The organism is Veillonella parvula, assembly GCF_047241225.1.
GTDB classification, from domain to species: Bacteria; Bacillota; Negativicutes; order Veillonellales; family Veillonellaceae; genus Veillonella; species Veillonella parvula_O.
In genome coordinates, this window is record NZ_JBKTIE010000005.1 from 108,333 (window position 1) to 131,675 (window position 23,343).

Annotated in this window: 20 protein-coding genes; 3 read left to right on the top strand and 17 right to left on the bottom strand. The window is 38.8% G+C overall.

Annotated features, from left to right (window positions below):
* Positions 1-7: 7 nt before the first annotated feature.
* A complete protein-coding gene (rnmV, locus tag ACLRYO_RS09260) occupies positions 8-535 on the bottom strand; it encodes a ribonuclease M5 (protein WP_316689536.1) in 528 nt (175 codons plus the stop codon).
* Positions 536-641: 106 nt separating this feature from the next.
* On the opposite strand from rnmV, the gene ACLRYO_RS09265 reads away from it, so the two are divergent.
* The 3 genes from ACLRYO_RS09265 (at position 642) to msrB (ending at position 3,896) form a co-directional block, all read left to right on the top strand.
* Positions 642-1,580 carry a LysR family transcriptional regulator gene (locus ACLRYO_RS09265; protein ID WP_412225940.1) on the top strand — a complete coding sequence of 313 codons (939 nt, stop codon included), beginning with the start codon at positions 642-644 and terminating at the stop codon, positions 1,578-1,580.
* Positions 1,581-1,835: 255 nt separating this feature from the next.
* The gene (locus ACLRYO_RS09270) at positions 1,836-2,957 is read left to right on the top strand and encodes a 5-methyltetrahydropteroyltriglutamate--homocysteine S-methyltransferase (protein WP_413084840.1); all 1,122 of its coding nucleotides are present in this window, start codon (positions 1,836-1,838) and stop codon (positions 2,955-2,957) included.
* Positions 2,958-3,896, top strand: coding sequence for a peptide-methionine (R)-S-oxide reductase MsrB (gene msrB, locus ACLRYO_RS09275; RefSeq protein ID WP_412225936.1), 939 nt, complete (start codon positions 2,958-2,960; stop codon positions 3,894-3,896). It abuts the gene before it with no gap.
* Positions 3,897-3,943: 47 nt separating this feature from the next.
* On the opposite strand, the gene ACLRYO_RS09280 is transcribed toward msrB, so the two are convergent.
* The 16 genes from ACLRYO_RS09280 to purR all read right to left on the bottom strand — a co-directional run bounded on the left by ACLRYO_RS09280 (position 3,944) and on the right by purR (position 23,274).
* A complete protein-coding gene (locus tag ACLRYO_RS09280; protein ID WP_004693280.1) occupies positions 3,944-4,921 on the bottom strand; it encodes a 3D domain-containing protein in 978 nt (325 codons plus the stop codon).
* A 425-nt stretch (positions 4,922-5,346) separates the two neighbouring features.
* The gene (ppk1, locus tag ACLRYO_RS09285; protein WP_413084841.1) at positions 5,347-7,464 is read right to left on the bottom strand and encodes a polyphosphate kinase 1; all 2,118 of its coding nucleotides are present in this window, start codon (positions 7,462-7,464) and stop codon (positions 5,347-5,349) included.
* Positions 7,454-9,019 carry a Ppx/GppA phosphatase family protein gene (locus tag ACLRYO_RS09290; protein WP_413084842.1) on the bottom strand — a complete coding sequence of 522 codons (1,566 nt, stop codon included), beginning with the start codon at positions 9,017-9,019 and terminating at the stop codon, positions 7,454-7,456. The genes ppk1 and ACLRYO_RS09290 overlap by 11 nt, the downstream gene beginning before the upstream one ends.
* Positions 9,019-10,566, bottom strand: a complete 1,548-nt coding sequence (ppx, locus tag ACLRYO_RS09295) for an exopolyphosphatase (protein ID WP_413084843.1) — start codon at positions 10,564-10,566, stop codon at positions 9,019-9,021. The genes ACLRYO_RS09290 and ppx overlap by 1 nt, the downstream gene beginning before the upstream one ends.
* Before the next feature lie 214 nt (positions 10,567-10,780).
* Positions 10,781-11,551, bottom strand: coding sequence for a TatD family hydrolase (locus tag ACLRYO_RS09300; RefSeq protein ID WP_413084844.1), 771 nt, complete (start codon positions 11,549-11,551; stop codon positions 10,781-10,783).
* Positions 11,551-13,497 carry a methionine--tRNA ligase gene (gene metG, locus ACLRYO_RS09305; RefSeq protein ID WP_413084845.1) on the bottom strand — a complete coding sequence of 649 codons (1,947 nt, stop codon included), beginning with the start codon at positions 13,495-13,497 and terminating at the stop codon, positions 11,551-11,553. The genes ACLRYO_RS09300 and metG overlap by 1 nt, the downstream gene beginning before the upstream one ends.
* Before the next feature lie 34 nt (positions 13,498-13,531).
* Complete coding sequence (gene rsmI / locus ACLRYO_RS09310; RefSeq protein ID WP_413084846.1) at positions 13,532-14,380, bottom strand: 16S rRNA (cytidine(1402)-2'-O)-methyltransferase; 849 nt, start codon at positions 14,378-14,380, stop codon at positions 13,532-13,534.
* The gene (locus ACLRYO_RS09315) at positions 14,370-15,095 is read right to left on the bottom strand and encodes a tRNA1(Val) (adenine(37)-N6)-methyltransferase (protein ID WP_413084847.1); all 726 of its coding nucleotides are present in this window, start codon (positions 15,093-15,095) and stop codon (positions 14,370-14,372) included. Before ACLRYO_RS09315 ends, rsmI begins: the two co-directional genes overlap by 11 nt.
* Positions 15,088-15,933, bottom strand: a complete 846-nt coding sequence (locus tag ACLRYO_RS09320) for a stage 0 sporulation family protein (protein ID WP_413084848.1) — start codon at positions 15,931-15,933, stop codon at positions 15,088-15,090. Before ACLRYO_RS09320 ends, ACLRYO_RS09315 begins: the two co-directional genes overlap by 8 nt.
* Complete coding sequence (locus ACLRYO_RS09325; protein ID WP_413084849.1) at positions 15,934-16,974, bottom strand: ATP-binding protein; 1,041 nt, start codon at positions 16,972-16,974, stop codon at positions 15,934-15,936.
* 75 nt (positions 16,975-17,049) lie between these two features.
* Positions 17,050-17,736 (bottom strand): dTMP kinase, encoded by a 687-nt coding sequence (locus ACLRYO_RS09330; RefSeq protein WP_195394883.1) that lies wholly within the window; start codon positions 17,734-17,736, stop codon positions 17,050-17,052.
* A 2-nt stretch (positions 17,737-17,738) separates the two neighbouring features.
* Positions 17,739-19,220 carry an aminotransferase class I/II-fold pyridoxal phosphate-dependent enzyme gene (locus ACLRYO_RS09335; RefSeq protein ID WP_413084850.1) on the bottom strand — a complete coding sequence of 494 codons (1,482 nt, stop codon included), beginning with the start codon at positions 19,218-19,220 and terminating at the stop codon, positions 17,739-17,741.
* Positions 19,221-19,277: 57 nt separating this feature from the next.
* Positions 19,278-19,856 (bottom strand): aminoacyl-tRNA hydrolase, encoded by a 579-nt coding sequence (gene pth, locus ACLRYO_RS09340; protein WP_413084851.1) that lies wholly within the window; start codon positions 19,854-19,856, stop codon positions 19,278-19,280.
* Between the two features lie 10 nt (positions 19,857-19,866).
* On the bottom strand, positions 19,867-20,820 hold the full coding sequence (locus ACLRYO_RS09345) for a ribose-phosphate diphosphokinase (RefSeq protein ID WP_195394881.1): 954 nt from the start codon (positions 20,818-20,820) through the stop codon (positions 19,867-19,869).
* 127 nt (positions 20,821-20,947) lie between these two features.
* Complete coding sequence (glmU, locus tag ACLRYO_RS09350) at positions 20,948-22,321, bottom strand: bifunctional UDP-N-acetylglucosamine diphosphorylase/glucosamine-1-phosphate N-acetyltransferase GlmU (protein WP_413084852.1); 1,374 nt, start codon at positions 22,319-22,321, stop codon at positions 20,948-20,950.
* 134 nt (positions 22,322-22,455) lie between these two features.
* Entirely contained in the window at positions 22,456-23,274 is an 819-nt protein-coding gene (gene purR, locus ACLRYO_RS09355; protein WP_012864124.1) for a pur operon repressor, read from the bottom strand.
* Positions 23,275-23,343: the final 69 nt, after the last annotated feature.

Sequence of the window (23,343 nt, forward strand, 5' to 3'; positions counted from 1 at the left end):
TCCTATTTTAACAATTTACTGCCTCTTCATAAGCATCTCGAGTTATACCATAATGATTTAAACGGTACAAAAATTGTTTACCATTACCGTATCCAATACCTAATTTAGCACCAATAACTGCTCGACGAGCCGCACTATCAGGCATACCAGACAGTCCGTGACGCACTAAGTCCGCCATAGTAAATTCGTTGGATGATTCTAAAGACTCTACATGTAATGTAGATAAAGCCTTTCTGATTGACTCAGGAGAGGCTTGTTCTATGCCAATATCATCATTTGCAAACGCTTCGTCGCGAGGGACAAAAGCATGTTGTGCATTAGGGAATTTCTTCGTCAAGACACGTCGAATTCGTTCCCCTGCCGTATCAGGATCCGTTAATATGATAATGCCACGCTTTTCATAGGCAACGCGAATCATATCGATAACACCTCTTCTGAGGGTAAATCCTTCTGTAGCAATGCAATCAGCCTCTACAGCTTGAGCGATACGTTGTATATCAGATTTTCCTTCTACGACAATGACTTGTTTTAACATATATCCCCCTTTTATTCTATTAATACATTGTAACATATATATAACATTGCTTAAATACTTATAATCGAGTAGTATTAATAGTGTAATATATAAAAGGAGGCCAATTATGACCTTACAACAATTAAAGTATGTCACAACAATTGCCAATATAGGCAGTATTAGTGAGGCAGCCAAGAGATTATTTGTGTCTCAACCGAGTCTCACCAAGGCTATTAAAGAACTAGAGAAAGAAATGGGTATTACCATTTTCGATCGTACTAATAAAGGAATTACTGTATCTAAAGAAGGGGAACGCTTCCTCGGCTATGCGCGCCAAGTGTTAGAACAAGCAGCCCTTTTAGAGGAGCAATATAAGAGCCAAAGCGGTGGTAAAAAACAATTTTCTGTGTCTACTCAACATTACTCCTTTGCAGTCAATGCCTTTGTAGAGCTTTTAAAAGGCGCTGAAATCGATCAATACGATGTATCCTTACGCGAAACACAAACCTATGAAATCATCGATGACGTAGCTCATATGAAGAGTGAAATTGGCTTACTCTATTATAATGATTTCAACCGTCCTGTATTGGAAAAATTAATTCACACTAACGAATTAACCTTTACAGAACTATTTACGGCCCACCCACATATTTTCATCGGAAAAACACATCCATTAGCCAATAAAAATGTAGTCTCTATGGACGAATTAGAGGAATATCCATATATTTCCTTTGAACAAGGCGATCATAATTCCTTCTACTTTTCTGAAGAAATCTTCAGTACTGTAGTACGCCCAAAACATATCCGTGTTCGAGATAGAGCATCTTTATTTAGTTTACTGCTTGGACTTGATGGATATACGGTATCTAGTGGTGTAATCGATAAAGAGGTAAATGGTGAAAACATCATTTCAGTACCACTTGCCGAAGAAGGTTTAATGCACATCGGCTATATTACTAATAATAAAATGCAACGCAGCCGTTTGGGTCAAGAATATATCCACGCCCTAGAACAATACGTTAGTAATTACGGTAGACATATTCAATTACCGAAAGACAAAAAATAATTATATATCATATTATTTATAGAACTATACAACAATACTGTTTATTTTAGATGTATCAGATAATCCATAAAGAAGGCACTCTCTTTTTAGAGAGTGCCTTCTTGGGTATAACTTAAAGTACAAAATTACTCACAGACATAACTTCAAGCTATATATAACTCAAACATATTGATATTTTTATATATAATCATACTTAGCTATAATAAATCTATCGAAACTATCGGTTTTACCGTTTATATAAGGAGGATTATTATTATGGCTAAACATACAGCACCATTCCACTTTGATATTGTAGGTTCTTTCCTACGTCCTGAAGAATTAAAAGAAGCACGCGAAGCTTTCAATAATGGAAATATTTCTAGAGAAGAATTAACAGCCGTTGAAGATCGTCTCATTATAGACCTCATTCAAAAACAAAAGGCTGCTGGCCTACCAGTTATTACAGATGGTGAGTTTCGTCGTGCCTATTGGCATCTAGATTTCATGTGGGGATTTAACGGCGTAAAAAAAATTGAACTGGAACACGGTTACAAATTTGTTGGTCAAGAAACAGCACCCGGCTCCCTCGCCCTTACTGGCAAAATTACGGGAACAAACCACCCATTCGTTGAGCATTTCAAATTTGTAAAACAATTTGAAGACGAAAATACTACGGCGCGTCAAACAATCCCAGCCCCATCCCAATTCTTAGCTGAATTATTTCGTGAGGATAACGGCATTACAACACGCTCCTTCTACCCTGATTTAGAAGAACTCATTCAAGACATTGCCGCTGCGTATCGTCAAGTTATCAAAGAATTGTATGACGCTGGTTGCCGTAACATCCAGTTTGATGATTGTACTTGGGGTATGTGCTGTGACCATGCTTATTGGACAGGTCGTCAAAAAGATAAAAGCGTAACCATCGAAGGTGAAACTGCTAAATATTTACGTTTAAATAACTTGGCACTCGAAGGTCGCCCTAAAGATTTAGCATTTACTACACATGTATGTCGCGGTAATTACAACTCTACCTGGGCTGCTAGCGGTGGTTACGAACCTATCGCCCCTATTCTATTTGCCAAAGAAAATGTAGACGCTTATTACTTAGAATTTGATGATGATCGCTCCGGAGGTTTTGAGCCATTGCGCGAAGTTTCTCCTAATAAAAAAGTTGTATTAGGCCTTATCACATCTAAACGCCCAGAGTTAGAGGACAAAGAAGTCATCAAAGAACGTATCAAAGAAGCAACAAAATATATCCCCCTCGAAAGACTTTGCTTATCCCCTCAATGTGGCTTTGCATCCTGTGAAATTGGCAACCAATTGACCGAGGAAGAACAATGGGCTAAACTCGCATTAGTCAAAGAAATAGCTCATGAAGTTTGGGGTGATTAAATGAGTGAACATACTATTTATTTAGGCGGTGGTTGCTTCTGGGGCCTTCAGGGGTATATCAAAAAGATCTCCGGTGTCCTTACTACTGAAGTAGGTTATGCTAATGGTCCTACAGAAAATCCAAGTTATGAAGATGTATGCCACAATAGTGGGCACGTAGAAGCCCTCAAGGTCACTTACGATGCTGATATATTATCTTTAGATCACTTAATTCAATATTTCCTACGTGCTATTGATCCCTTTAGTGTCAACAAACAAGGTGGTGACGTAGGGATTCAATATCGCACGGGTATTTATTATACTGATTCAACAGATAAGGACGTTATTGAAAGCACCTTAGCTCGTGCTCAAGACTTTGAAGGCAAACCATTTGCTATTGAAGTATTACCGTTAGAGAGCTACTACTCTGCCGAGGAATACCATCAAGATTACTTAGACAAAAATCCTAATGGCTATTGTCACATTCCATTAGGTCTATCTAATGAACCACTCATCGATGACAATGTATATACTAAACCTTCCCAGGAAGATTTAAAGGCTTTAACGCCGCAAGAGTTTGAAGTAACTCAAAACTCTGCTACTGATGCACCTTTCAGTCATGAACTAACAGATGAGTTCAAAGCAGGTCTCTATGTTGATATTACAACTGGAGAACCCCTTTTTGTATCAGCCCATAAATTCGATTCTCATTGTGGCTGGCCTAGCTTTACTAAGCCAATAGCTAAAGATGTTATCAAATATTACCAAGATGACTCACATGGTATGAATCGCATAGAAGTTCGTAGCCGCATCGGTAATGCTCATTTAGGTCATGTATTTGAAGATGGGCCTAATGGCTCTCTTCGCTACTGTATCAATGGATCAGCTTTAAGATTTATCCCTAAAGAAGAATTAAAGGGTACCAAATACGAATACTTAATTCCATATATTGAAGACTAGTTAAAATAAAAGGACGCCTTACATATGTAAGGCGTCCTTTTATTATATTAATCTAAAACGTACACTGTAACGTCTTGACGACCAAAGTCCATAGCCTCCCCATAAGAGTCCATTACAAGATCGATTTTGTTACCTACTATAGCACCACCTGTATCGGCAGCAATAGCTTCACCGTAACCAGGAATAAATAAACGTGTTCCCAATGGAATAACATCTGGGTCAACTGCAGCAATGCCACGTACTGCAGGTAAGCCCGTAGCTGTAATACCAGCACCATCACCATCGCCAGCAAGATAAGCAGATGCTTCCATTACGATAGCGCGAGACGCACGACCCGCCACATTGCGAGATGTAGTCACCTCACGAGTACCCTCTTTAATAATTGTAGGTACCATTGCACGTTGTGTTACTTTAGATACGTCATTAGTTTTAATAACTGTACCATTACTATATAGTGTTTCACGTTGTACTCGTTCTAAGCCGGGTTGACCAACTTGAACAACCTCTTCTTCGCCCTTAGCCATAGTATCATCTTTTTGACGAACCACTTCAACAGCAACTTCTTGATCTACTGTAGATAGAGAACGGCTTGTTACTTGAGCAATTGTTATACGTGTACCACTTAAAACAGATCCATTTTCATCGCCCACTACTACATAGTTAGGTGCTTTGAAACCAAGCTCATTAGCAACACCTTGAGCAGTTGTTTCTGTAGTGAATACAGCTCTTGTTTTACCATTTACAGTTACATAAACTGGAATAGCACGAACAACCGTTAAGGTTGTTCCATTTTGAACTGTAGATGAACTAGAAATAACTTTATCATTTGGATTTAACTTAACCCCAGCATCGCGTACAATGCCTTCGTTAGAATTTAAATGCGTTCTAACAGTGTGTGCTGCACCATCTACCATAACGGTAACGGTTTTATCATTATAAGAAAAACCGGTCATGGTTACAGCTGTTACAATCAATCCGGCAACAACAGACGAAATATATCGCTTGTGTGTCTTATGAATTCTCATGTTGTAATTCCTCCTGTAATGGTATTATTCTACTACAGATAGATACAACCTGTCAAACACCGTAAGTTAACAATAAGTCAAAACCATTTATAAACACTGAATTTATAACAGTTTGTATTTTGTATTTTTTAATAGAAGTCCACTGTATGCGTACATATCGATATTTTTAAATACTATACAATATATTCCGAATTGTGTACATATATACAACACTAATACCACATATAGTATATATAGATTTTTTATTACTAAATTTGTATTTTTATGTGTTTTTTAATTGTTACCAACATTTTCTAGAACACTCAAAACTTCACTTTTCCCTCATTTTTAAATGTATAAGAAAGTAAAAAAGCCCATATAATGGGCTTTTTATATGTTATGTAATTGTATTAAAATTCATTACCTAATATATTAAGGTTTCTTCATTATCTATTCATTTTTAACATTGGTTGTAACCGTTCAATGACCGTCATTGACTCTCTGTGTTCATGCTCAATAGCAGCTTTCATTAGCTCCTCTTGAGCAGATATAGGATTCTCTCGATCATTGATTTTATGATACGAACCATCAGCTCTCATAAAATGAGCTTTTAATGTATCATCTAAATATAAATCTAAAATACTTTTTACCCGTTCTTTATGGCGTTTATCTTCAATAGGAATCATAAGCTCTACACGTTCATTCAAATTTCGAGGCATCCAATCTGCACTAGATAGGTACAGACTTTCATTCCCTCCATTACGGAAGTAGAACAAACGATGATGTTCAAGAAAACGCCCCACAATAGAGCGTACTGTGATATTATCACTAACACCGGCAATGCCAGGTCGAAGCGTACAAATACCACGCACAATTAAATCTATACGAACACCAGCCGAAGAAGCTTCATACAACTTGGCAATGACCTTTTTATCGAGCAAAGAATTCATCTTACAGATGATATAGGCTTCTTCCCCGTTTTTGGCAAACTCAATTTCACGGTCAATAAGTTCCATAATTTTTTCACGTAAATTTAAAGGCGCTACAATAAACTTATTCCAAATCGGTGGGTCAGAATATCCAGAAATCAAGTTAAAGAAACGAGATGCATCATCGCCATACTCATCATTACAAGTAAATATACCACAATCAGTATACATGCGAGCTGTTTTACCATTATAATTTCCCGTTGCTAGATGGACGTACCGCCTAATACCATCCGTTTCCCGGCGTACCACCATAGTAATTTTAGAATGTGTCTTAAGACCTTTTAAGCCATAAATAACATGACACCCCGCTTTTTCGAGTCGTCGAGCCATATGAATATTGTTTTCTTCATCAAACCGTGCCTTAACCTCCATAAGCACGGTTACTTGTTTTCCATTATCTGCAGCCTTTATTAAGGACGCAATAATCGGAGAGTCCCCACTAACGCGATATAATGTTTGTTTAATGGCCAATACATCAGGGTCTATAGCTGCTTGTGCAATAAATTGCTCAACCACAGCAAAAGATTCAAAGGGATGATGAACAAAAAGATCTTGCTTCCCAATAATAGAAAATAAGCTATCACCTTCATAATCAACTAATTCACTAGGAATCTTAGGATCAAACGGTTCATATCGGAGCTTATCATAACCTGGATAATTACAGAAATCAAAATACATACGGCAATCTAAATGTCCATCAATGCGATATACGTCCTTTTGCTCTAATTCTACACTTGTAAGGACAAAGTCTAATAAGTGATCCTTTATCTCTCCACAAACCTCAAGACGTACCGCATCACCACGACGGCGACGCCGCAAGGATGCCTCTACTTCAGATAGCAAATCTGTTGCTTCTTCCTCATCTATTTCAAGGTCTGCATCACGAGTAATACGGAAAACCATATAATCTTCAATGCCGTAACCTTGGAAGAATTGATTTGCATAATAAGTAATGACATCTTCTAGATAAACAAATCGATGTTCCTTATTACCTCGGCTCGGAACTTCAATGATTCGATCTAATACAGATGGTATTGGCAAGATAGCAATCTTGTAATCCTTAGTTCCATCATCTTGTATTTGAAAGATACGTACAATTGCATTAATAGTATGATTCGTTAAAAATGGGAATGGATGCCCCGAATCAACAGCCAATGGTGTTACTACGGGGTAGATATGTTCTTCAAAATAATGGCGTAACCAAGCTTTTGTTTTTACGTCTAGCTCATTAGGATGTGTAAAGAAAAAACCATAACTTTCTAGTTCAGTCAAAACATTATTTAAATACATACTTTGCATAGCAACAAGACGTTGTACAGATTCATCTATCGCCTTTAATTGTGCCTTTGCATCCATATGAGCCGCATCATATTTAACAATGCCATTCACAACTTGATGACGTAACCCCGCCACGCGAATCATAAAAAACTCATCTAGATTAGAACTAGCAATAGCAATAAAACGCAATCGCTCCAACAGCGGAGTATTTGTATCTATAGACTCTAATAGTACACGCTGATTAAATTTTAGCCAAGATAATTCACGATTAAAATAATATTTAGCATTACTGAACATGGCGGTCACCTCCTCTTACAAGCATAAGTTCCATACCAAATACTTCTGTAAAATATTCAGCATCTCGATTAAACGTCCACCATTCTAGTGAGATATCCTCATTAGTGCGACAGAATACATACAATACATTATCGCGCTCTTCCAATATAACATCTGAGATTTTTTGGGTACTTCCTGCATCGAGAGCACAGGCCACACGAATGATAGCTACTAACTTTGTAACTTGAATCTTTTGTAATTCTGTCAAGGAATTAAAATATGTATCATCATCAGATGGAGTTCCCTTATAGTGATAAAATACGACATTTGCAACTACTTGTTTTTCTTCTTCTGAAAGCCCGAAAATATCTGTGCCCATCACAATATGATACGCATGCTCTCCATGGTTTCGTAAATTAACAAACTTCCCTACAGAACACAATATAGCTGCAATGCGGCATAAGTAACCCCACCGCTCCGGTAAACCTTTATGGCGTAATGTTTTACAAAATAAAGAACTGAAACGTTCCACCTCAGCATCATGAATGCTGTCAGTATGATATCTAGCGGCAACAGCACGAGCTAGCTGAGCATTTTGCTCACGCAGTTGATACATAAAGGGATTATTTTCCGCCTCAACTCCATAGAACCAGCTAATCCCTTGCGAGAAGGAGAAGCTACTAAAAATTAACGACTTTGGCTCTATAGCCGTTATAATTTCATTAAACAAAATCATAGTGGGCATCAAAATATTTGCCTTATATTCAGGTAGTTTATATCGATTGATTAACTTAGTGGCCGTTACACCATCAAAGGAATTGACGAAACCTTTAAAACGTTCTGGTTCAATGGTAATAATATCGTCCTTATTGCTTCCATCTCCCATGAGACGCGCCATATATTGAGCTTCATCGCCTGATAAAATAACACTATTAATATTGAAGGTCTTAAGCTCCTCCCGCAATGGGCCTATCATGCGATGTAAATACTCGGTAATAGCCATCGGAAACGATGTAGAGGAACGTTGGTTGCGATTAAAAGATTCCATAACACGCAAAGATCCGCTATGCATATTGCGCTGGAATAATAAGCTTTCACCACGCCAAACGGTTAAACCTACACCACCAGAAGTGATATCAAGGAATAATGTTGCCTTTGTAGGATCCGTCAAGCGGTACTGATTAGTCATCTTGTAGTATAGCAAGGCATATTTGTAATACACCTCTTTAGGCATGTCGATAACCTCAACACGCATACCTGTTTGAATATAAATTTGATCGAGAATACTACGACGATTAGCGGCTTCACGTATTACAGTAGTTCCATATAATCTAGAGCGACTCACACCGTAATCGGCCATTAATTGTTTATATCCTTTTAAGATATGACAAATTTCCTCAATTGTTTCAAAACTCAAACGAGAGGTTTGGAATAATTCTTCCCCAAAGGTTACCTCCCTAGCTGCATAATCTATAACGCGTACATCATCGATGCCCTTGTATTCTAAAATAGTAATACTCATGCTACTGGAGCCTACATGTAGCACTGCATATCGTAACGCTTTTGGTAATGCCATTATGCCTCCTTACGAGCTTCCTTCCACTCTATTTCTAATGTTTTCTTAAATTCTTTTTTGAAAGATTTTCCTAATTTCTCTACAGCCGCTTTTGTTACACTTATATCGCGACCGTTCAAATAGGTTACTACTAATTGTACGCTAGTGTATTTTAGATTCACGGATAAATGGCGAATAAATTGTTCATGACTTTCATCAAGAGCTTCAGCTAAGGCCAGAATAATAGATATTTTTTGTCCCAACAAACGCTGCTCTTGATCTAATAATTTACCGTATAAGAAGTTTTTATACTCTTTTGGTGTCAAACCATGAGAGTTCATAACAAGGAACGCGCTAAAAGCTTGTTCAACATGAGAAAGCCCATATAAATTACTATTGACAAGCATATAGCAGCCATGGCGGGCATGACTATAATAGTTAATCCGTTTACCAATATCATGTAATAAACTAGCAGCAATCAAACAACGTCTTGTATTTTTATCAGCTCTATGAAGTGGCTCTAATACATCATACAGTTTAATAGCTAAACCTGTAATATATTTAGCATGAACTAACTCATGTTTAGTCATACCTAACAAGACATTCTCTGCAGAATGTACTAAAATATCATCAATAATAGAGTTACCACCTAAGTAGTGCTCTCCATAATAGTCGTAAAATAAGCCTTCACGTAGACCACAACCACCAACAACGAGTGTTTTAGTATTTACGTAGTTAAATAATTCTTCTACGATAGTGAGACCGGCAATAATGATATCAGCGCGCTCCGATGATAAACCACTAATCTTTTTGCGTTCCTCTAGAGATTTACCTTTTACTTCTTCCAAAATCTCATGAAATCTATGATGTGGAATTTCATAATTATGTAGCTTTGTAATAGGATAAGATAACTTGCGTTGATCCATTTTAGCAATATTACGAGCAGTACCTCCGATACCAAGGAGTGGTAATTTCACATTGCGAAGCCATGTATGTTCCTTAATCGTTTTCTTCACAACTTTCGTCAGTTTATCAAGTTCTTTAGGAGTATATTCATCTCCCTTTTGATAAGTACCTGTTAAGGTAAGGGCCCCTATCGGCAAGCTCACTGATTTTGTAATATGACGATTTCGTACAAGGGTTATCTCGGTACTGGCACCACCTAAATCAAAAATAATAAAATCCTTAAGTCCAATGGTATTGATAACGCCAAGAAACCCCAGGCGAGCCTCTTCTTCACCAGCAATACATTCTAAATCCAAACCCGTTCGTTCTTTTACAGATTTAATAAAAGCATCCCCATTTTTAGCCAAACGTACTGCTGCGGTAGCAACAGCTTTAATCGTATTTGCCTCCATTGCATCAGCCATGTGTACAAAACCTTTTAGAGCACGCAAAGAGCGTTCCATAGCTTCTTTGGTCAGTTCGTGAGTTCCCCACATATTCTCACTGAGACGTACACTTTCTTTCTCTTGATATATCAGTCGATAACTACCAGTCTTAGAAATTTCATATATGACAAAACGAACTGAGTTCGAGCCTAAATCTATAAATGCAATACGTTTCATGTTGCTATCCTCATCTTACTTCTGTTCAGTATGAATATACTTTAGTATACCATAGAAAAACGCGATTCTCACCGATAAGGGAGAACCGCGTTTTATGATTTATAATTCTAATTTAGTTTTATCATGTTTTCTAATACTTTGTACGCAAAATCTTAGTGATTAGAGTCCAACAAATAGTTTATTCGCTAATAATCTTATGAACTAGTTTCTATATTTACTCGATACCAAATACTCGTTTGCCATTATTGAACGTAATTTCGCAGAACTCATCTACATCGAGTCCTTTAAGGCTTGCAATTTCTTCTGCCACAAACTGAGTTTTACTTGGATCATTACGACGGCCTCTAAATGGTGGTGGTGTCAAATACGGTGAATCCGTTTCAATAAGGATTCGATCTAATGGTACTTGTCTTGCCACTTCCTTGAGATTTGTAGACTTAGGGAATACTACAGGCCCTGCAAAGGAAATATAAAAGCCCATTTTAATGGCCTCTTTTGCCATCTCCCAGCTACCAGAATAGCAATGGAAAATGCCCCAATTATCCTTTCCCTCATTGCGCAAGATATTCATAATATCACCATGTGCATCACGGTCATGGATAATAATGGGCAAATCTACCTCCCGAGCAAGCTCTAGCTGACAAATAAATACGCGTTTTTGCGTTTCACGATCAGAAAAATCATAGTAATAATCTAATCCAATTTCACCAATAGCACGTACCTTATCATTGTTAAGAGCTTCTTCCTTATAAAACGCGTAGTCTTCTTCTGTAAAGTCCTTCGATTCATGGGGATGAGTCCCTACAGCAGCATATAATCGATCATATTGTTTAGCCAAAGCTAAACCTGACTCAACAGTACCTCTGTCGACACCAGGAATCATAATATATTCTACACCTGTATCAAAGCAGGCTTGTAACATCTCATCCCGATCATTATCAAAGCGCTCATCATTCACATGAGCATGTGTATCAAAAAGTTTCATTATTTAACCACACTTCCTGCCGGTAATGATTCGATATTTGTTACCTCTAAATGTTCTTCCCAATCAGAGGCGGACAAAATCATACCATAAGACTCGATGCCCATCATCTTTTTAGGAGCCAAGTTAGACAAATAAATTACCTTTTTACCAACCATAGCCTCCGGTTCATAATATTGGGAAATACCACTTAATACTGTGCGTTCTTCAATACCGATATCCAATACAAATTTCAACAACTTCTTGGACTTAGGCACTTTTTCACAGCTTATAACTTTAGCTACACGAAGATCGAGTTTCTCAAAGTCATCATAGGTAATATTTTCTTTTAATGGTGGAATATTAGATGTATCTACAGCTTCTTCGACTTCTTCTGTAACAACTACATCTACCATTTCAGGAACTTCAAAACGTGGATAGATAGGCTCACCTTTTACAACTTTAGTACCTGTTGCCAATAATCCCCAAGTTTTAGCATCTTCCAACGTAGCCGCTTCAAAACCTGTAAGCCCTAATTGTTCCCAGATTTTTGGAGCTCCTACAGGAATTACAGGGCTTACCAAGATGGCAATGATACGCAATGCCTCTGCCAAGTGATACATAGCAGATTGCAAGCGCACTTTATCATGAGCATCTTCAGATTTAGCCAATACCCAAGGCATTGTTTCATCAATGTATTTATTCATGCGACCAATAAAGGACCATACAGTTTTGATAGCTTTATTAAGCTCCATATTTTCCATCGCCGCTTCAAAATCTTTTGCAGTTTGAACGGCTAATGTAGATACATCACGATCCAAATCATCCATATCATCGCATTTTGTAATCACACCACCATGGTATTTTTCAATCATCGCAATAGTACGGTTTAATAAGTTACCTAAATCATTAGATAAATCTGCATTAATTTTTGTAACGAAGTTAGGTAACGTAAAGTTGCCGTCATTACCTAACGTAATCTCGCTTAATAAGTAATAACGCAAAGAATCTGCACCATATGTATCAATCAATGGGATTGGATCGATTACGTTCCCCAAGGATTTACTCATCTTTGTGCCATCTACAATCATCCAGCCGTGTCCAAATACCTTTTTTGGTAATGGCAACTCAAGGCTCATGAGCATCATAGGCCAAATAATAGTATGGAAACGTACGATTTCCTTACCTACTAAATGGAGATCTGCAGGCCAGTATTTTTTATATAGTTCGCCATCACCATCAAATGGAGAGAGTGCACTAATATAGTTCACTAATGCATCGAACCAAACATATACTACATGTTTAGGATCAAATGGAACCTTGATTCCCCAATCAAAGGATGTACGAGACACCGCCAAGTCTTCTAGACCTTGCTTTACAAATTGAATCATCTCATTACGCCGAGATTCAGGCTGAATAAAGTCAGGATTCTCTTCAATAAACTTAAGCCATTGATCCGTATATTTACCGAGTTTGAAGAAATAACTTTCCTCTTTAACACGCTCTACAGGGCGACCGCAATCCGGGCAAGTATGATTAGGTCCTAGCTTCTGCTCTGTCCAAAAAGTTTCGTCTGGTGTACAATACCAGCCTTCATATTCGGCTTTGTAAATATCGCCCTTCTCATAAGCTTTTGTAAATAACGCTTGAACAACCTTTTCATGACGTTCATCGGTAGTCCGAATAAAATCGTCATTGGAAATATGCATTTTTTCCCACAATGCTTTAAAACCATTTACAATATTTGTAGTATATTCAAGAGGAGTAATGCCTTGTGCTTCTGCAGCACGTTGGATTTTTTGGCCATGTTCATCAGAACCGGTCAAAAAACGTACATCATATCCTGCTAATCGTTTAAAACGTGCGATTGTATCGGCTACAGATGTACAATACGTATGACCAATGTGCAACTTAGCACTTGGATAATAAATAGGTGTCGTAATATAATACGTTTTCTTTGTGTCTCCCATGATGAGCCTCCTTCTAACCTTCGAATGGGAAGGTTTAACGTTCTACAATATTATATACATCCCGGCGGGAAACGTTAAAACGCTTTGCCACCTGGCGAATAGCTTCTTTTTTAGGTACCCCAGTATCTACAAGGGCTTGCACAGCATCTTCATAAGATACTGGTTCATCCAACACTCCACTAGTATCGGACTCCACTGTATTAGCACCGCTTACGATGAGGACGAATTCACCTTTATAGGTGAGCTGTTCTAAATCCTTCACAAGGCTTTCCAAATCGGTGCGTACAAAGGTTTCAAACTTCTTCGTCAATTCCCTTGCCACCACAATGGAACGATTGCCAAAGGCTTCATACATATCTTGTAACACCTCTTGCAATCGATGCGGGGCTTCGTAAAACAGCAAGGTTCCCATCACTTGTGAAAGTCGTTGTAATTCTTCAACCCGATGTTTACCCCGTTTAGGTAAGAACCCTGCAAAGGTAAAGGATTTAGTATCTAAACCTGATGCAATAAGCGCTGTTAACGCTGCATTAGCACCTGGCAAAGGTACTACAGTTATGCCTTCTTCAATAGCCTTTGTTACAAGGTCTGCCCCTGGATCAGAAATAGCAGGCATGCCTGCATCACTGACACAAGCTACCGACTGTCCTTCTAATAAGAGACCTATAATATAGGCCCCCTTCTCCTCCTTATTATGTTCATGATAAGAAATCAAAGGCTTTTTAATATCAAAATGTTTTAACAATATGCCCGTATGACGCGTATCCTCAGCCGCGATAGCATCTACTTCACCTAAGATACGAACTGCCCGATACGTCATATCTTCTAAATTACCTATCGGTGTGGGCACCAAGTATAAGGTGCCCCATTTGTTATCGTTCATACCAAGAGGACACCTCCTTCGTGTACACATTCGGTTTTTCATAAACGATAAGCGGTTGCTCCAGTACAAGACTAGCCTGACCTTGGTATATAGCCTCAATCAAAACTAATTTTGCCGGCTTATCCATCATACCATGAACAAACCGAATTCGCTTTACTTGAAAGTGTAACGCTTCCAGTTCATGTAGCACATATTGTAGCCGGCTAGCACTATAGACCATCCACAAACGACCTTTACACTTAATAAAGGACTGTACGGCTTTTATAACCTCTTTTAGAGATGTATGACCATCATGAAGTGCCAGGGCTCGTTCTTCAGATGTAGGCTTTGCTCCACTTTCACAATCATAAAAGGGCGGATTAACAATAACACCATCAAAAGGCTTGTCTTGTACGTCACGGTACGACATATGCCGATAATCGCCACATAACATCATTACCACATCTTGTTTACGATTATGTTCTACGCTGCGCTTAGCCAACTCAACAAGAGTTTCATTAATTTCTATACCCGTAATATGGCCCGCCCCTAATGACGTGCCTATAAGCGGCATAACCCCTGTCCCCGTTCCAAGATCAACATAGCTATGACGACCATTAAATCGGCAAAAATGTATAAGCGCTATAGCATCAAAGGAAAAGCGAAACATATCAGAACGCTGGTAAATCTGTAAGCCATCTATAATTAAATCATCAAGTCGTTCTTGATCATTCATCAGGCAATGCCACCTCAGACCATTTCAAATCAATAGTACGGCCCGCTTCGAGCTGTACCTTTACAGTATGCTTATGATGATTTACCTTTAAAACTTTACCAATCCCTTCGTCGGTAACAACATCTTTACCAATACCTGGAGGAGCTACCGCTTGTAAAGCTTGTGGCCGTTCTTTTTTTACATAAAGATCGCCACCTTTTTTATATAAATCATCTTCGTAGTTAAGGCAACACATTAATCGACCGCATACACCAGAAATCTTTGTTGGATTAAGACTCAAATTTTGATCCTTTGCCATACGAATCGATACAGGTGTAAAGTCTCCTAAGAAGTTAGAGCAACACAAAGGTCGCCCACAAGCACCGATACCATTAAGCACTTTGGCTTCATCACGAACGCCCACTTGGCGCAACTCGATGCGCGTTCTAAATACAGTTGCCAAATCCTTAACGAGTTCACGGAAGTCGATACGGCCATCCGCAGTAAAGAAGAATATAATCTTATTCATATCAAATGTGTATTCCACATTGATGAGTTTCATCGGTAACTTACGTTTTTCAATTTTTTCGAGGCAAATTTCAAAGGCTTTTTCTTCACGTTCTTTATTCTTCTCGATTTGTTTCAAATCCTTAGAGGTTGCTTGTCTAATAACAGGTTTCACAGGGGCAACAACAGAATCTTCAAAGACCTCTTTTGGTCCAATCACAACTGTGCCGTATTCTACACCACGTGCTGTTTCAACGATAACTCCATCCCCAACGGATAGTTCTAATTGTTCCGGCTGAAAATAATAAATCTTTCCCGCCTTTTTAAAGCGTACGCCAACTATGGTTAGCATTTAATCCTCCTCCCGAGCATCATGAAGGGCGATACTAAGACCGTCCACCACGAGAGCGGTTTTTATATGTAAGCGCAAAGCCCGTTCTGCTTGTAATGTTTCGGTAATGACCTGTGACAATGCTTGCATGGACCAGCGCGGTAATAATCGTAATAATTGAGTCTTGTACATAGGTACTTGTAATTGCGTGTCTTGAGCACCCATTTTAAGCGCCATCATATCTCTACTTACAAGGCGTAGCCAGTACATCAATTCCGTTAGACTTTCACGAGATAAGCTTTCACAAGCTAAGGAAATCATAGAAAACCATCGCGTTTCAAAAGCTAATATGTCCATCACCTTAACGGCTAACTCCAGCATTTCGATGCGACCTTGTGTCGCCAGTTTCTCCACTAATTGTGGATTACCATGACCAGCTAACAAAGCCTGTTCTATATCACCGGTGATTCCACGTGCTACAAGAGCGGTGCGAATCGTATCTACATCAACACTATTAAAACCAACGCCCATACATCTAGAAATGATGGTAGGCAATACGGTGTTAATCTTGTTCGTAATAATGATGAAGTACACCTGTTCAGGTGGTTCTTCAATGGTTTTTAACATGGCATTTGCCATGACTGCATTAGCTGTGTGAAAGTCCTCCACAATGACAACGCGGTTCCCATTGCCCGCCACAGACAGATGATCTTGTAATAATGAATACCACTGCTCTACCTTTAAGGTTGTTTTCATAGGACGAATCCAAAAGGCATCACCCTTATCCATATAGATAGGTAATCCTTCGGCTTCGATACGTTTTTCCGTATCCCCATTTGCTAAACGGGCTTCCTTAACCTCTGCTAAATAAGATTCCCCCTTGGGTTGAGAGAACACTTGACGCCCTAGTAATAAAGACGTTAGGCCTATGGCCATATCTAATTTGCCAAGACCAGATTCACCATAAAACAAGAGACTATGGGGTAATGCATTACGACTTACAAGTTCAGATAGGTGTGCCTTAATCGAATCTTGACCAATTATAGAATCAAAATATGTCATAGCGCCTCCTATCAATACATGCTCAATATTAATATTATATAGGAAAAAGGCGACTTTTAAAAGAGTCGCCTTTTTCTAAGGTATTAGATTTTCTACTACACTATATACATCATTATGAATTTCTTCAATAGTACGCAACGTATACTGACTAGACTTAGCTTTATCCACACAAGGTATGCGGTGCCATTGATAACGCTTTACTAATTCTTCATACGCATCGTGAACGGCTGCTAAATATGCATGATTCCCTTCGTGAATATCACCAGTATTGCCCCCAGTTTTACCAGTGCGCTCCGCCATAAGGGCTTCGCTCACTTCAAGGGGCATATCCAAAAGGCATACCACATCAGGTTTAGGCAAGCCAAATTTTTGGAACTCAAAATCTTCAAGCCAATCTAAAAATGCAGTGCGTTCATTCGGATTATCGTATTTTACCATTTGGTGCACCATGTTAGACGTTGTATAACGATCTGCAATGATAATACCCCCATTTTTGTAAAACTGTTCCCAGTCAGTTCTGAAGGAAGCAAATCGATCGATGGCATACATAGAGCTTGCCACATAAGGATTTACATCATGTACATCTTTACCAAATTCACCAGCTAAATACATTTTAATAGGCATAGCGGCGCCGCTATCATAGTTTGGAAAGCTCACAGACTTAACGGCATGCCCTTCTTTGGTCAAGCGTTCTACTAAGAGTTTAGTTTGTGTAGCCTTACCGCTGCCATCTCCACCTTCTAATATAATCAAAGTCCCCATAATCACTCCTGTAATACCCAAATTGTTTCCAATGTCATATCATCAGCACCATTCGGTACAAAACCTAAAGCCTTGCGATTCTCTATATATTGTAACACAGAGGCACTAATCTCTTCACCTACTGCTACACATGGAATACCTGGTGGATAATAAGCAATGGTCTCCCCTGCAATGCGATGAAGTGCTTCTTTTAATGGTACTTGCTCACGATTTGCATACATAGCATTACGAGGGGTAACACAAACTTGAGGTTCTGGTAGCAAAGCAGACTCGCTGCTAGGTTCATATAAGCCCGCTACATCTATGCTTCTAATTCTTGAAGAATCTCTTAGTACGTCATCACTTACAGCTCGTACAGCCTTAATAAGGATATCTACAGATTCTTTAGTGTCACCAATTGTAATAAGTACTAACACATGATTTGCTTGTACTAACTCCACTTCGATACGATGATTACGCAATAAATGTTCAAATTCTACACCTGTTAAACCTAAGCCTTTTGCATCGATTAGCACCTTAGTAGAATCATAGTTTATTATGGTCTCTTGAATATCTGTGTATTCCATAGTAGCAATACCAGAAATTTTATTGAGTTCCTCACGTAAGTACACACTCAACTCTACTGCACGACTTACTAAATCATTACCTGCTGTGGCTAATTGATGGCGCGCCATATCTAAGGAAGCAAGGAAAATATAGTTTGGACTCGTACTTTGTAGCATTTGATGCATTTGCGTAATACGCCGCTTATCAAATTTTTTACCTTGCCCTAATAGCCAAGATGTTTGTGTCAAAGAGCCAACAGATTTATGTGTGCTTTGAGCCACCAAATCTGCTCCAGCCTCTATAGCTTCTATAGGTAAACTTTCAGAGAACGGCAAATGAGGACCATGAGCTTCATCAACAAGTACAATAAGTCCCCGCTTATGAGCCTCTTGTATGATATTAACAATATCTATGCCCACGCCATAATAGTTTGGATAAACTAAAAGAATCGCCTTTGCCTCTGGATATGTATCCATTGATTTGATAGCATTTTCTAATGATACGCCTAGTGGAATCCCCCAGCGTTCATCAAAATCACAGTCCATATATACTGGTTTGGCTCCTGAGAGGACAAGCCCACTAATAACAGAACGATGTGCTTCTCGAGGAATGATAATGATTTCATCAGGCCCTACAGTCCCCATAATCATGGCTTCGATCAAAGCTGTAGTACCATTAATAGAAAACCAACAACAATCAGCTCCATATAATTCGGCTGTTAAGTCTTGCGCGTCTTTTAATTCCCGTTCAGGTTCATGTAAATCATCTAAAGCATACATAACACCTAAGTCATAGGGTAATGCTGGCCCCATCCAATTCTTTAATAGTCGAGGTGCTTCAACGCCTATCTTATGACCTGGCGTATGAAAGGGCACGAAATGTTGTTCTTTATATGATTCTAAAGCCTCTACAAAAGGCATTTTTTCTTGATTACTCATATGTACCTCGTAAAAAGGGCATGAATCTCAATGAGACTCATGCCCTTATGCATGTATTTATCGCTGTGGACGACGTTTAGGATTGAATTGATTCATGCCTTTATCAATGCCTACCTCTAGGGTGCCTAATACGGCTTTTACCGTATCCTTAATACCTTTTTGTACCTTCTCTTGCGACTCTTCACTAAATGGTGCTAAAACGTGATCAATGACAGTCCATTGTGGTAACGGACGTCCAATTCCCACGCGGAATCGAGGAAAATTTTCTGTTCCTATATGGGAAATTAAGGATTTAATCCCATTATGTCCACCCGAACTACCATTTGGTCGAATACGCAACTTACCTATAGGTAAATCCATGTCATCATAGATACAATACACATCAGATGGATCAATTTTGTAGTACCGCATTAACGGTCCTACAGACTCACCACTTAGATTCATAAATGTTTGCGGCTTTACAAGCAATACTTTTTCACCATCTACGGTAATACCGCATACCTCAGCACGTTGCTCCTCTCTCCAAGGCGTGTGAGGGACACTATCGGCAATGGCATCAATAACCATAAATCCAATATTATGTTTTGTCTTTTCGTATTGCTTGCCGGGGTTACCGAGGCCTACTACTAATTTCAAAAATCACCTATTATTTATCAAATAAATTACTTACAGACACTTCATGGAAGATACGCATAATTGCTTCACCCAACAATGGAGCTACGGATAATTGCGTAATATTTGGTAAGTTGCAATTTCCCGGCAATGGAATAGTATTAGTAACGATAAGTTCCTTAATATTGGAATTTGCAATTCGTTCACTTGCTGGATCTGTCAACACTGCATGTGTAACAGCGGCGGTAACGGATTTAGCACCGAATTCTTCCAATGCTTTAGCACCTTCAACCAAGGATCCAGCCGTATCTACGATATCATCGATAATAATACAGTTTTTACCTGCCACATCACCAATGAGATTCATAACTTTAGCCACACCTGGTTCAGGACGTTTTTTCTCAATGATTGCAATCGGTGCACCAATACGGTCAGCCAAATCACGAGCTCTTGTAACACCTCCAAGGTCAGGAGATACAACGATAACATCTTCCATATTTTTTTCATTGATATATTTAGCTAAAATAGATGCGCCGAACAAATGATCTACAGGCACATCAAAGAAACCTTGAATTTGGCCTGCATGCAAATCAATTGTTACAAGACGTGTAATACCTGCCGTTTGCATCAAATTAGCTACTAACTTAGCTGTAATCGGCTCACGACCGCGAGTCTTACGGTCTTGGCGAGCATAGCCATAGTAAGGAACTACCGCAGTAATATGACGTGCAGAAGCACGTTTTAGCGCGTCAGCCATAACCATGAGTTCCATTAAATTATCATTTACAGGATAGCTAGTTGGTTGAATGATAAATACATCTTTGCCACGTACGCTTTCATCAATCATAATTTGTACTTCGCCATTATTAAAGCGACCTACAAATGCTTCACCTAAAGGCAACCCTAAATAATCACAAATTTCCTTTGCCAATGCAGGATTTGCATTACCTGTGAAAATCTTGAGTTTTTTGCCGTCTTCAAATGCCATTTTGTTACCCTTTCATTTGCTCCTATACTGGTTACTTATCCATAATCTATACATTACAGATACACACTATTGCCTTTTTATTGTATACTATTTTGACCTAATTGTGTTAAAAAATATGAGATTTTTTTTATTTCTTTTTGAAAGTATCCTCTGTTACCCAATTTTCTTTCACAATTTGCTTACTGCGACCTACAGCCAAGGCCTTATCTGGTACGTTTTTTGTAATAGTAGAGCCCGCACCTACATAGCTATAATTACCTATTGTTACAGGAGCAACTAAGTTACTATTACAACCAACAAATGCGCCATCACCAATAGTCGTACGATGCTTAACTTTCCCATCATAATTTACGGTAATAGTGCCACAGCCAATATTAACACCAGCCCCTACATCACTGTCGCCGATATAGGAAAGATGTGGGAACTTAGTACCTTCCCCAACATTAGAGTTTTTAACTTCTACAAAGTTACCTACATGAACCTTGTTACCTAAAACTGTATTTGGACGCAAATGGACATATGGACCTACATCTACACCGTCTTTTACTTCACAGTCATGACCATAAGTAAAGTGGATAATCGTATCATTGCCGACTTTTACATTCGTCAAACGAGTGTGTGGTCCAATTTCACAACGCTCACCAATCACGGTGTCACCTTCAAGGATTGTACCAGGATGTAAAATGGTATCCGCTCCTACGGTTACCTCTGGAGCTACATAAGTGTTATCTGGATCAATAATTGTTACCCCTGCAGTCATTAACTCAACATTTTTACGATGTTTTAATATAGCTTCAGCCTCTGCTAATTGCAAACGTGAGTTTACACCTAAAGATTCTTCAAAATCCTTAGTCATGTATGCACTTACCTTGTCACCACCATTTACGAGAATACCAACTACATCAGTAATATACAATTCACCTTGGGCATTATCATCAGATAATTGATCTAAGCAAGGCCATAATTTTTTACTATCAAAAGCGTACATACCTGTATTTACTTCTTGAACCGCTAATTCTTCAGGTTTACCATCTTTCTGTTCTACGATACGAACTACAGAACCCGCTTCATTACGAATGATACGTCCATAACCAGTTGGATCCGGCATATGAGCAGTTAAGATTGTAGCTGCTGCACCGGAATTTTTATGTTCTTCTAAAAGTGCTTCTAAACTTTCTTTTGTAACCAAGGGAGTATCACCGCATAACAATAAGATCGTACCATCATAATCACCAAGTACTGGTTGAGCCATCTTAACTGCATGACCTGTACCATTTTGTTCTTCTTGACGAACAAATTCAGCACGCTCCCCCAAGTAATTTTGTACTGCATCGCCACCAAAACCAACAATAACAACATCGCGATTGGTACCAATCGATTGAACCGTTTCAAGAACACGTTCTACCATCGCCTTACCGCCGACCTTGTGTAACACTTTTGGCAATTTGGACTTCATACGCGTGCCCTTACCAGCAGCTAAAATAAGGCTTGCAATATTCATAGTAATCTCCTATCTGTTATCTCTTATATCTCTAACCCATTTTAAATATTATTATTTACGTCATTATTTAGCCCATAGGTCAATACTCAATATAAACCATTATATCAGCCTATAATCTTCCTAATATTAATGATTTACTCTGTATCTAACACAGGCTCTATACTAATTTTCTTTGTATTTTCATCGATACCATAAAAAGTAAATAGTGATTCATAATCATCGATCAACTTCGGACTTGGTTCAGCTGTAGCTACAAGAACACCTGTGCCAACAACGACCCCACTCATTTCAAGAACTAATTCTTTAAGCCCCTTAGCGGTACCGCCAGCTTTCATAAAATCATCGATAATTAACACTTTCGCATTTGGAGGAATTGCCCGTTTAGTTAGAGTCATAGTTTGAATGCGCCCAGAGGAACCTGTTACATAATTGATACTAATGGCAGAACCTTCTGTTACCTTACTATCACGTCTAGCAATAACAAGTGGTTTATTGAAAGCTCTCGCTACCATTACAGCCAAAGGAATCCCCTTTGTTTCTACAGTCAAAATATAGTCTGGTTCACGGTCCACAAAACGAGTCATAATAATCTCACCCAGACGTGTCATTACGTGCCAATCATATAAGATATCAGACATATAAATAAAACCACCTGGAATGATGCGATCTGGCTCCATTAAACGAGCTTGCACATCGCGTAGAATATCGTTCGCTTGTGCGCCCTTGCGATGCGGAATAAATCGTACCCCACCAGCTACACCGGCCACCGTTTCTAAGGTCCCCAGTTGAAAGTGTTCCATAGACTGCCTTACACATGTTAAATCTTCACTAACCGTTGATTTAGCCATGCCAAAAAAGTCGCAAAAGTAATTTAAAGGAATCAATTTTTGCGGTGAATCAACTAACAGTTTCGTCATTGCCACCATTCGTTCTACACGCCGTACTTTATCCATAGGGTTATCCTTTACCATTCATCATATAACTATTGAGTATACTCATCAATTTAACATCATGAGTCATCA